This is a genomic window from Neobacillus sp. KR4-4, assembly GCF_042136325.1.
GTDB lineage: Bacteria > Bacillota > Bacilli > Bacillales > Cytobacillaceae > Neobacillus.
In genome coordinates, this window is record NZ_JBHHJU010000017.1 from 104,664 (window position 1) to 116,052 (window position 11,389).

At 40.1% G+C, this 11,389-nt stretch carries 9 protein-coding genes and 1 pseudogene; 1 reads left to right on the forward strand and 9 read right to left on the reverse strand.

Going from position 1 to position 11,389, the window contains the following annotated elements; all coding sequences use genetic code 11:
* Positions 1-46 precede the first annotated feature (46 nt).
* On the reverse strand, positions 47-367 hold the full coding sequence (locus tag ACE198_RS17520; protein WP_311315848.1) for a heterocycloanthracin/sonorensin family bacteriocin: 321 nt from the start codon (positions 365-367) through the stop codon (positions 47-49).
* Between the two features lie 319 nt (positions 368-686).
* On the opposite strand from ACE198_RS17520, the gene ACE198_RS17525 reads away from it, so the two are divergent.
* Positions 687-944 carry an HPr family phosphocarrier protein gene (locus tag ACE198_RS17525; RefSeq protein ID WP_251463559.1) on the forward strand — a complete coding sequence of 86 codons (258 nt, stop codon included), beginning with the start codon at positions 687-689 and terminating at the stop codon, positions 942-944.
* Positions 945-1,007: 63 nt separating this feature from the next.
* Here the strand turns inward: ACE198_RS17525 and ACE198_RS17530 are convergent, their stop codons facing one another.
* From ACE198_RS17530 to ACE198_RS17565, 8 genes and pseudogenes are all read right to left on the reverse strand, one after another.
* Positions 1,008-1,703: a YoaK family protein gene (locus ACE198_RS17530; RefSeq protein WP_251463560.1), complete on the reverse strand. Its 696-nt coding sequence runs from the start codon at positions 1,701-1,703 to the stop codon at positions 1,008-1,010.
* Between the two features lie 447 nt (positions 1,704-2,150).
* Complete coding sequence (locus ACE198_RS17535) at positions 2,151-2,321, reverse strand: hypothetical protein (RefSeq protein WP_375376446.1); 171 nt, start codon at positions 2,319-2,321, stop codon at positions 2,151-2,153.
* A gap of 173 nt (positions 2,322-2,494) precedes the next feature.
* Positions 2,495-3,481, reverse strand: a complete 987-nt coding sequence (locus ACE198_RS17540) for a Gfo/Idh/MocA family protein (protein ID WP_375376447.1) — start codon at positions 3,479-3,481, stop codon at positions 2,495-2,497.
* Positions 3,482-3,494: 13 nt separating this feature from the next.
* Positions 3,495-3,587, reverse strand: a pseudogene (locus ACE198_RS17545) (SEC-C metal-binding domain-containing protein); the annotation flags it as partial.
* Between the two features lie 1,223 nt (positions 3,588-4,810).
* Positions 4,811-6,934 (reverse strand): glycoside hydrolase family 3 protein, encoded by a 2,124-nt coding sequence (locus ACE198_RS17550; protein ID WP_375376448.1) that lies wholly within the window; start codon positions 6,932-6,934, stop codon positions 4,811-4,813.
* Positions 6,935-7,124: 190 nt separating this feature from the next.
* Entirely contained in the window at positions 7,125-8,324 is a 1,200-nt protein-coding gene (locus tag ACE198_RS17555) for a helix-turn-helix transcriptional regulator (protein WP_375376449.1), read from the reverse strand.
* Positions 8,325-8,351: 27 nt separating this feature from the next.
* Positions 8,352-9,407 carry an LLM class flavin-dependent oxidoreductase gene (locus ACE198_RS17560; protein WP_375376450.1) on the reverse strand — a complete coding sequence of 352 codons (1,056 nt, stop codon included), beginning with the start codon at positions 9,405-9,407 and terminating at the stop codon, positions 8,352-8,354.
* A 184-nt stretch (positions 9,408-9,591) separates the two neighbouring features.
* Positions 9,592-11,127, reverse strand: coding sequence for an NCS1 family nucleobase:cation symporter-1 (locus ACE198_RS17565; RefSeq protein WP_375376451.1), 1,536 nt, complete (start codon positions 11,125-11,127; stop codon positions 9,592-9,594).
* Positions 11,128-11,389: the final 262 nt, after the last annotated feature.

The window sequence follows — 11,389 nt, forward strand, 5'->3', positions numbered from 1 at the left end:
GCTCTTCTCAATAAAATGCCAGTGTTTCATTAGAAAAAGGTTCCAATTAACCGTGGCAACGACCTCCGCCGCCGCAGCGATGTCCGCCTCCACAATTAGAGCAATGTGAACAATTAAAGCAACTAGAGCACCGGAAACAACTAGAGCAGTTAAAGCAGTTAAAACAGTTAAAACAGCTAGAGCAACTAAAACAACTAAAACAGCGGAAAATACCACCAATGCCACCAATACCTCCAATACCTCCAATACCACCAATTCGAGACTGATCAAGATAGTATTGGTTTGGATCAAAAGGAACCGCCTGGCTCGCTTGAAAGTCGCCAACATTCAACATTTGGAGTTCATTTTGTAAGGGATTCATTTTCATACCTCCATCTATTTAATAAAAATAATTTGTGTTAGTACATTAAAGTTCAAGTACTCTCTTCACCAAAATATGACCTTTAGCTGGGTATTGCTACTGATTCAAAAGCCTATTTTATTAGGACATTCCTAATATTTGGCTTAAAATCCTGATTAAGCTAAAGGTGTAGGGGGCTAAAAGGAGGGATTTAAGCTGTGATCAGGGAGACTAGCACACAAAATGGCCCATATTGAATCAAACAGTGCATTTTTTATGAGCTAGTTTCATACATAAGAGAAGTGCATTATTTAGAACTTCTACAAAGAGCACTTGGGGGGAAATCATGATACAACAAACAGTGACAATCAACAGAAATGCAGGTTTATATGCTCAGCCGGTCAATCAATTAGTTCAACATGCTTCTCGATTTAATGCGGATATCTTTCTGACGTATAAAGGACGAAAGGTGAATGTAAAATCGGTCCTCGGCTTGTTATCGTTAGCGATTCCTAAACAGGCAGAGATTATTTTGGAAGTTTCAGGGGACGATGAAATTGAAGCCCTTAGAGAGGTCATTTATAAGTTGGAAATGCTAGAATAGAAATATATGAATAGAAAAAAACGGAGGCTGGACCCGATTTGGGTTCCAGCCTCTTCTTACAATCTATTTAAATGTTAATGATTTGCTAACATATCCCCGGTCCCGATGATACAAAATAAGTGCAATCACTAAGATACCCGAGGCGATCCAGATTGATGTGTTCCCTATAAAGGTGGTGGAAAATGTCCCGGTTAATGCACCTAATAAAAATGAAAGAATAATTGCAAAGAATTCTTTGAATTGCTTTTTTGCTTCTTCATTATGTTCTTTTAAAGCCAAATAGGCTGCTTGTGTGGCTGTCCGAAGATTTCCTGTTGTCATCGTTGAATTATAAGCCCACTTGTCTAGTTTATTGAAAGTGGAAATTTGTAAAGACGAGACAAACGCTATACATACAGTTACCACGATATTCGGCACACTGCTTGGTAATAGACCTACAATAATTAAAACCAAGCATTCCAAGATAAGAATAGACCTTCTATAGCTATGCAGGACATGTCTTATCCGGGGAATTTTAGCAATTTCTGAGACCAAAACACCTAAAATAAAAGCCAGAATGGGCGGGATATAAAGCAGCGCTCCTTGCCATTCCCTGTTTGCAGCTTTAACTGCAAGGAGTACCATATTTCCTGTTTGGGCATTAGCAAAAACACCGTCCCTGCTGATAAAAGTGTAGGCATCTAAAAAACCTCCAACCACCGCTAGCAACATGCCTAAATAAAATGAGTTGGACGATAACGAAGGGATTTTATCTTTCATTGGTCGTATGTTCTCCTTGTTCTGATTTATTGCTTGAATAGTATCTCCTAAATCCTGATTTTCTTAAAATATCATGAATTTTAGCGAAAAAGTTACCTTATTTTTGACAATAAAAGAAAATTATTTAAAAACACGAGAAATTGAGTTTAAATTTATATGATTTTCCAATTCTATAGTTATAGGATTGGATGGTTTTAGATTTACTGGGCGAATATTTGCATTTTATGAGCGAATTCTAGCATCTATTGAGCGAATTCTACCCTTCAATGAGCGAATAGCGAAATCTCTCTCAAAGAATCCTAGTTCTATCAGCGAATTTCCACGTCCAATCAGCGAATTCGATATTTAGTGAAATCCCCAAAAATAGTTCTGCAATTGCATCTTCAAAATCCACAGCAGCCGTCCCGTCTTCAGGTTAAAAATCAATAAAAAAACGCCTAAAGGCGCTTAATAATTGCACTTTGGACAAGGTTGAAAGCGGTCTTTACCATGTCCGCATTGTCTGCACTTGTCTGAGTATTTTTTCCCATTTTTACATTTCCATTGTTCATACGTGATGCCATGTGAATCTTTATCGTTTAAGTACTTGATATAATCATTCCCATAAGGATAGATCATCAACAACACCTCCAGTGCTCACTATCAATGTATGCGCTTACATACATGAAAAACACTGGAAAAATAAATAAAAGTACCTGTGCCATTTTTCATATGTACAAAAATACAGCATGGTTAAAACCATGCTGCATTCAATGCGTCTATATCCTTTTCAATAATAGTTCATTACTAGTTTAGTAATAATTCCTCACCATTTCTCCCATGACCCAATTCGTTCTCGCACCTGAAACCCCTGTACTTGGGCACTGGGAGCCACCAGTTGTTAAGTCTGCAACAATTGTTTCAACAAGTGGTTGATGAACGTGCTGTGGCCGTTCGAAACTCCACTGCTCTGTTCCGCCAGCTGTCGTCAAAACGATGGGCTCATTTCCGAAGGTGGAAAAGCTGATTTTCCCTTCGCTCCCCACGATTTCATTCAAATCGACATCTTCAAAAGCCGTGAAACACCAATTTCCTACGCCATGGATCCCAGATTCAAACTTATATGTACCCGTTACAATATCCTCCGCCGAATAATACCCAGCTTGATTGGAAGCTAAACCTTGAACGGACGTAATCGGTCCAAGCAGAAAATCTAAAAGATCAAGCGTATGGCTGGCTAAATCAAAAAAAAGTCCCCCACCAGCCAATTCGGGTTGTACCCTCCAAGGAAGATGTTGCGGATCCAACACGTCTTCAGAAGCCTTTTGATATTGGGTAGACGATACAAAACGGACCTCTCCAATCGCACCGTCTTCCAATAACTCTTTAATTATTAAAAATCGCTCTTGTGCCCTGCGATAGTACGCCACATATAAGGGCACGCCAGCTTCCTCACAAGCCGCAATCATTTCTTGGCATTCAGCATAATTGCGAGCCATTGGCTTTTCTACATAAACAAGTTTCCCTGCCTTTGCTGCCTTGATGGTATATTCTTTATGTGGTCCTGGCGGTGTGGCAATATAGATTGCATTGACCTCAGGATCGTTAATGAGTTCATCGGCATTATCGTACCATTTGGGGACACCATGCCGTTTTGCATAATCCTCGGCAAGCTCCCCTGATCTCCTCATAACCGCTACCAATTCTGAATGATTGATTTTTTGGAAAGCTGGGCCGCTTTTCACTTCCGTTACGTCACCGCATCCAATAATTCCCCAACGAACCTTATCCAACTTCATCCTGCATCTCTCCTTATTTGCCACAGCACTTTTTATATTTTTTACCGCTCCCACAAAGGCATGGATCATTTCGGCCCACTTTATTTTCCTTTTGAATCGGACTGCTTTGGGGATTGCCCCCCCGATTGCTAGCATTTCTGAAATCAATTTCTCTTGCAAGTGCGGAAAGTTTCCAATCCAATAGTTCCGGGTGTGACTCGCCTAAAATGGAATAATACCCATAAACAGTCTGTTCAATATCAACTAGGCCAGAGAAGTATTCATTTTTCATATGATTACTTATTACAGGTAATGCTTTTCGAGATAGCTGATGACAGAGGGCTTCAATCAGCATATCTTGTTCATCTAGTTCATCTGTCCCCCGATAAGCTTTTATTAAAGCCTGTACTGCCCGGTCAGATTTAATATTTTCAACAACGGAACTCGCATAAATAATCGAATCGGAATTTTTTAAATATGGTTCTACCGCCTGTACAACATCATCCGATTGAAAACCAATTAATGCGGCTGAAACCTCTTCTAACAAGGTATCATCATCACGGTCCAACAAACTAGCTAGGAGGGGGATATGCTTTTCTAGTTTCAGTATTCCAATCATATATACAGCCAAGATACCATGAAATGAAAACCATTTTTCGTTTAATTCCTCTTGCAGAATTTCCTCGATAACCTCTTCTGTGATCCAGCCATTTTGAACGATACAGGCAGCAAGTTTTTTCGCTTCAATAAATTGTGAATGTTCATACGTTTTGGCTTTGTCGAGAGCATTGATTTTTTGTGCAAATTCTTCCCAAACTTCTTCCTCATCCCCATTTACGATCAGTTCAGCTAAAGACCAATGCTCTTCATTAAGATACTTTTGCAGCGGTTCTTTATATTTAAGGCTAAGCATGGGTTCGATCCGTTCTAATAAATTCACTGCCAAGTGGATTTGGGTCTTATCCATCTTTGGGATATTCTCTAACAGAAGCTTGACACCCTCTTCATTGATCTTCATGTTATCAATGTAAATTAGTATCGACGATTGCTTGTCCTCGTTCGTAAACGCTTCCTTCAATAATCTTATCGTCCATTCTTCAGGAACGTTTGGATAATCGTGTAAGGCATGAAGCACTATTTCTTGAATTAAGATATCCTGGCTAATTACATGTGGTTCTATTTTTTCTAAAAAAATCATCGTATCCGTCCTTTAACCATCTTTATTCTCCTTAGTATTATAATTGATTTTAGCGGCATCACCAAAAGAAAACCTTAATGGAGCAATCAAAATACAAAAACTCGCCGCAAATCTTTTTGGGCGAGTTTCTGATTTATAATTGTTTTACTATCTTAAAATGTTAATCCATGACCAAGCTTATAAATATTACCATCACTATCTTTATAAGCATACCGGAGACCTTCCGGCATATACTTATCCTTGTCATAGCCTGGTACATCATTTCTTGACACACAATTACCTTCTTCATCAACCGCAATGACGGCTTCACTCGCTGGCAATGTTAACGGTAAAACACCTACTGGGCGGCTATTACCTGCCATAACCTCATACTGTGCCTTAAAGTAGGTATCGTAACCCGCGATTAGAACATCTGCTAAAGGCTCAACGTTTCCAAGGATCCATGGCAAAATGACATTCACACTCATAATCACTTTTCCGCCGCGGATATGGATACTGTCTGCCACTTCTTTAAGATGGGCCATTCCACTTAAGGTGGTTTCCTGATAGGTAGTACCATCCAATGCTGTTTCTGTCTTATCTTCGCAGATTTCAAGTTCTAACAATCCTGGGGTTGCATTGAAATATGCTCCAGACTTTGGACTTAAGAATAGAATTGCAATGTCCGCTTCTTCGTAGTTATCCGTCAACGAAAATTGACCAAGCTCCTGACATTCCTCTCTTGCTTTTTCCGTATAAGCTGCAGCCCGCTCAGGTTCTTTGTGGAAAACTTCCACATAAACTTTCTTAGTACCAAGGATATCAGCTGTTAAAGGTAACGTCTGATTGGTATTTTTAAGAACGGTTACTGATTTTTTATGAGCCTCATATGCTGCTTCCCAGCTAGCAGGATTATTAACTACTGCAGCAGCATTCTCTGGAGAAACATAGGTACGATCATCGAATAGTCCTAACGCAAACATCTCTGTAAGAAGTCTTACATTCGCTTCATTAATCCGCTCTTCACTAATCCAGCCATTTTCGATTGCTGTCTTAAGGTTTTCAATATCGTTCGTATCAGAAATAAGATCTGTGCCCGCATTAATTGCTTTTGCAAAACGTTCCGCCTCGCTTAAGGTTTCAACGCCCCAGCTCATTTTACTTGTGACTCCGCTGTCACTATTGATATAGCCTTTGAAGCCTAATTTTTCTCTAAGGATTGAATTTAAGAAATAATCATTAAAGGTAAAACCAACCTCTTCGAATGGAATGCTTTCACCTTCGAATTCTTGGACTGCACTTTTCTTGATGCTAGGGATCGAATAATATGGCATCATCGATGAAGTCCCATGCTCTACTGCTGCTCTAAACGGAGGCATATGATACTTTTCTAAGCTTCCAGGTGTTGGGTATAGGTTCCATTTCCCCTCTTTATAATGTGGGTCAAATCCATTTTCCCTTGGTCCACCACCGGGAAAATGCTTAGTTGTCATAGCGATACTATGATTTCCAATGGCCTTCCCCTGAAAGCCGTCAATTATGCGGCCGATGGCATCCGAGATAAATTCCGGGTCTTCCCCGAAGGTACCATAGATCCGCTGCCATCTCGGGTCCGTAACAGTATCCGCCATGTACATATATCCTTTTCTTAACCCAACAGCATCCCACTCATCATGGGCGATTTCGGCAAATTGGCTAAAAAGGGAGGCATCGCCGCCATTTTTTAAATCGCCTTTAGCTGCTGCTGCAAGTCCTAACGTTCCTGGCCAAGTAGAAAAAATCCCAGCTGCATCATTCATCCCAAAAATGAATTCTGTGTTTTCGTTTCTGGAATTCGATGCGATTAAGCAAGGAATACCCAGACGTGTTCCCTCACATACTTCATTCATGGTATTGACCCACTCGGCCATTTGAGCAGGGCTCCAGTTATCTCTGAGAATGAAGTGGCGCAGATGCATGTTCTCAATTGTATGCGTTGTGCCATATACTTTCGCCAAAGCAAAAATAGTTTCGCCTTTTTCAACAATACCTTCATCTAACACGCCATCATGACTTGTTTTACTCTTATCTTTTTGAGTAAGTCCCATTTGACGCGTGTTTATAAGCATCATTCCGACCTTTTCGTCGATATTCATTAATGAAACTAGATTCTCCGCACGTTCCTTCGGGCTTAAGCGCCAGTCCTTATATGGTTCTAGTTTCCCACTATTATTTAAATCTTTAAATTTTAATCCATCCACTTCAATGATGTTCTTGACTCTTACTTCTAAAATCGGCTGTTTATGGTTTTCTTTCATTTTAATGCCTCCTAAACTTGTAAGCACTAGTAATAGTAAGTACAACTTCATCTTAGCAATTTCAGGCCATATTCACACACACTATTGCTATTTTTTATATAATATTGTGCTTTTAATGATAGTTTTTTCATTCGCCATTTCACCTAAAATAAAAAAAGTACATGAATTTATCATGCCCCACCTTTTCTTTCTATTTGCAATCTCTATACTCTGTAGCCGTCATACCTTTTACTTCTTTAAATACTTTACAAAAGTAATTATAGCTGCTAAAGCCGACTTGAATACCAATATCTGTAATAGATAACCGCCCTTGTTCAATAAGAAATATTGCCTCTTTGATCCGCTTATTATGGATATAATCAATCACACTAATCTTCAATTCTTCTTTAAATTTCCTGGCAAGATAGGATCGATTAAAACCGATTTCATCTGCAATAGATTGTACATTGATCGATTCTTTAAAGTAGACATTTATATACATTAACGCTTTTTTGACAACAGTACTATATCCTTTAACTGCAAAATTTTTAACCGCATCACAATATTCTTCCACCATACTGAAATTTATTGCATCTAAATCGGACATCGTCACAGCAGCCTCAATTTTAAATGCGAATTTTTCCGATATAGCATGTAAATATTGAGGTTCGACCCCTCCTTTAGCTGCAGCCAGCCGATTCATTGTATTACTTGAAAAGCTAAGATTTTTTTTCGCCCGTAAAGGATTCCCTGGAACTCTATAGGAAAAGTCACCTGTAAAATCAATCAATGCCTTCAGTGCAGAATCTTTATCCCCAATTTCGATAAAATGTAAAAATTTCTTTTCAGCGGCATATCTGAGCTTCACCTCCATACCATCTTGATCATAATCCAGAGGCTGTACCTCCGGTTGATTATGCTCATTATGATTTGGAGCCGTAACAAATTGGGAGTCAACTCGCGGATTCGTTAATAGATTCACTAATAGATCACCAATTGCTAAGTAGGATTGTCCCAAATATGGCAATGATTTATAAAACTTCTCAAGGGGTTTACCCCAATTATTTTCAAGCCGATTTTCTCTGATAACACTCCAGATAAAATGGTCAGTGATCTTTTCTAACATGAAAGGTCCGACGATAACCATTCCATGAAATTGTTCATCCATGTGCAGGGCCGCTGCCAAATACGAAAGTTGGAAAGAATCTGTATGAAAACAAAAACTATTTTTATTGGCTGCTTCTAATGCATTTTTAAGATCCAAATAGATTTTCTTGCGTGCCTCCACAAATAGGAGAGGGTCACTATCATCAGATATATGTAAAATGGTTTGAAATTGATGATCAATGGCTTGTACATCTATTTGAAAAGCATTCTTAATTAGCCAGCATTTACTTTGAAGTTCATCCACTTTAATCACCTTTCAGATTCATTGGATTCACAGATCGTTTTCAGCTTCCCATCTCCCTATTTCATTTCTAACGATAGGAGCAACTTCTTTTCCTAATAGTTCGATGGCTTTCATTACATCATTATGGGGCATGGAACCAACAGGACAGTGAAGCATAAACCGTGTGATTCCAACATTCTTCCGTAAATGGATGATTTTCTCAGCTACTGTTTTCGAATCCCCTACGTACAATGCTCCTTCCAAACTGCGAGCCGCATCAAAGCTCGAACGGTCATACATCCCCCATCCGCGCTCGCGTCCTAACTTATTCATAACCTGCTGGGTGGAAGGGAAAAACTTCTCAGCTGCTATTTCGCTCGTTTCCGCGATGAAACCGTGCGAGTGCGAGGCAACCGTTAGTTTAGACATATCATGACCAGCGTGAACGGCTGCTTTTTTATAAAGTTTTACAAGTGGCTCAAATTGCAGCGGGCGCCCGCCGATAATGGCTAGAACGAGTGGCAACCCTAGCAGACCTGCACGAATTACGGAATCACGACTGCCTCCACTTCCAATCCAAACAGGCAAAGGATCTTGAACCGGCCTAGGGTACACACCGAGATTTTGGATAGCTGGTCGATGGCCGCCATCCCAGGTCACTTTCTCCGACTCTCGTATTTTTAATAATAGCTCTAGTTTCTGGTCGAATAATTCATCATAGTCTTTTAAATCATAGCCAAACAGCGGAAACGACTCAATAAAAGAGCCCCTGCCTGCCATGATCTCGGCCCGACCATTTGAAATCGCATCAAGTGTTGCAAAATCCTGAAAAACTCGAACCGGATCCGCGGAAGACAGAACCGTTACCGCACTGGTTAATCGGATTCGATTGGTTTGTGAAGCGGCAGCAGCTAACACAACGACAGGAGAAGAGGCCGCAAAATCCTCGCGATGATGCTCACCGACACCAAAAACATCGAGTCCAACCTGATCTGCAAGGACAATTTCCTCTACCACTTCACGGATTCGTTGCGCATGACTAATTACCTTCCCGGTTTTCACATCTGGCGTGGTCTCGACAAACGTGCTTACACCTATTTCCATAAAGAATCCCCTCCAATTAAGCTAAGGCCGCTAATAGCCTGAGTATATTTAAATGTAATTTAAGAAATACCAAGCGTAATTATCCTACATTTCCCGATATATTTCAAAATAATCGGATTTTTATTACTAGGAAGTAAAACAAAAATGAGTGTCAGGCACCCAAAGGTGCCTGACACTCATTTTTTTAATAAAAAAATTCTGTTTCATTATGTGCAACTGAATCTGCTTTATTACCCGGAGTTGACGATTTGAATGCCGTAATCTTTTCATATTCTCCTGGTTTTAGAACACTTTGATCCCCTCTCATTAAGTAGGTGTAAGCGATAATCGAGATAAATAATCCGAATGTCCAGGCGTTATCCCACATAAAGCGAAGACCTGGGATGAGAAGTCCAAGTACAGGAACAGCGACACCAATTATCAGGGCGAATACACCGTTTTTATTAAAACCGGATGTATAGCTATAGCGGCCGTTTACATCATATAGTTCGTTAAGGGCCATTTGCCGCTTGCGAACAAGCCAGTAATCCGCAATGGCAATTCCATCAATCGGACCGAGTAAAGCACCGTACGTCCCCAGCCAGCCAAAGATATAGTTTCCAAAGTTCTCCATGATATACCAAGGCTGCATTAAGATCGCAAAGATTCCAGTGATTAATGCACCGATGCCAAACGTAATTCGTCTTGGATTTAGATTTTCAATGGCACGGGCCGGTGCAACAATATTTGCCCCGACATTAATCGTTAAGGACGCAATGACAATGATTAATGTTCCCAAAAAGATAACGAATGGCGGGAATTTTGCAAGCAATTGAACAGGATCCCATAGTGCAGTCCCGAAAATAACTACGGTCGCAGATGTGACCGCAATTCCAATAAAGGAGAAGATACTCATTGTAAGTGGAAGAGAGAAACTTTGAGCCAACATTTGTGATTTTTGACTTTTCGCATAGCGGCAAAAGTCAGGTATATTCAAGGCAAGGGTTGCCCAAAAGGCAATGACGCCGGTTAATGCAGGGAAAAATACTTTTAAAAATGCCCCTGTGGTCGTGAACTTTGATGGCGTGTCCAGGATTGGCCCCCAGCCTCCTGCATTCGTATATGCCCAGATAAAAAGAATAATAGCAGAGATACCTACAATCGGTGTGGCAATTAAGCCAAGGACTTTCATCGCTTGAGGTCCTTTATAAGCAACAACGACATTTAATCCCCAAAACAAAGCAAATACAATCGCCGTATGTCCTGGGATGTTTCTCCAAGCGGCAAATGATGCCGATAAAAGTGTGTCAATCGCACCTGTACCTATCCAGGTGTTAATCCCAAACCACCCAGCAGCAACAATCGCTCTAGCTAAAGCCGGGATATGGGCACCTTTTGAGCCAAACCATAAACGAGCAAATACCGGATAGGGAATGCCAAACTTTGTACCAGCATGGGAATTTAATAAAATAGGGATAAGAACAATGACATTTCCAAGAAAAATCGTTCCAATTGCCTGCCACCAATTCATTCCTAACGAAATCAAGCCACTAGCCATCGTATAAGCAGGAATACACAAGCACATACCAATCCATAAGGTAGCAAAGTTCACCCCTTTCCATGAATGTTCCTTCATAGTTGTTGGGCGCAGGTCATCATTCCACATTTCACTGTTACTTAAACCATTAGCTGCTTCAGGCGTCAGGGTAACAATACCATTTTGTTCAATTTGCGTTTTCAACAAATTTCCCCCTTATTGGTTATTTAACATGCTTTTCTAGTGAAACAATGATGCGTAAATTCAATTGAACGAATATTTAAAAAATTAACAGCGGATTTTACCATCTCTCCATAACATCCCCCCTCTATCCTTCAACGTATTGTCAAAACTTTTATATTAAAAAAGTTAATAATCCTTGATTTAAAGGGATTTAAATGCAAAAAACTTGCCACCCCCGTGAAATTAGGTTAAAAGTGAGGTTACCACACCGAACACCTAATCC

Excerpts from the sequence above, each read along its gene's own strand:
- ACE198_RS17520 (WP_311315848.1), bottom strand. The coding sequence starts at position 367 with ATGAAAATGAATCCCTTACAAAATGAACTCCAAATGTTGAATGTTGGC.
- ACE198_RS17525 (WP_251463559.1), top strand. The coding sequence starts at position 687 with ATGATACAACAAACAGTGACAATCAACAGAAATGCAGGTTTATATGCT.
- ACE198_RS17530 (WP_251463560.1), bottom strand. The coding sequence starts at position 1,703 with ATGAAAGATAAAATCCCTTCGTTATCGTCCAACTCATTTTATTTAGGC.
- ACE198_RS17535 (WP_375376446.1), bottom strand. The coding sequence starts at position 2,321 with ATGATCTATCCTTATGGGAATGATTATATCAAGTACTTAAACGATAAA.
- ACE198_RS17540 (WP_375376447.1), bottom strand. The coding sequence starts at position 3,481 with ATGAAGTTGGATAAGGTTCGTTGGGGAATTATTGGATGCGGTGACGTA.
- ACE198_RS17550 (WP_375376448.1), bottom strand. The coding sequence starts at position 6,934 with ATGAAAGAAAACCATAAACAGCCGATTTTAGAAGTAAGAGTCAAGAAC.
- ACE198_RS17560 (WP_375376450.1), bottom strand. The coding sequence starts at position 9,407 with ATGGAAATAGGTGTAAGCACGTTTGTCGAGACCACGCCAGATGTGAAA.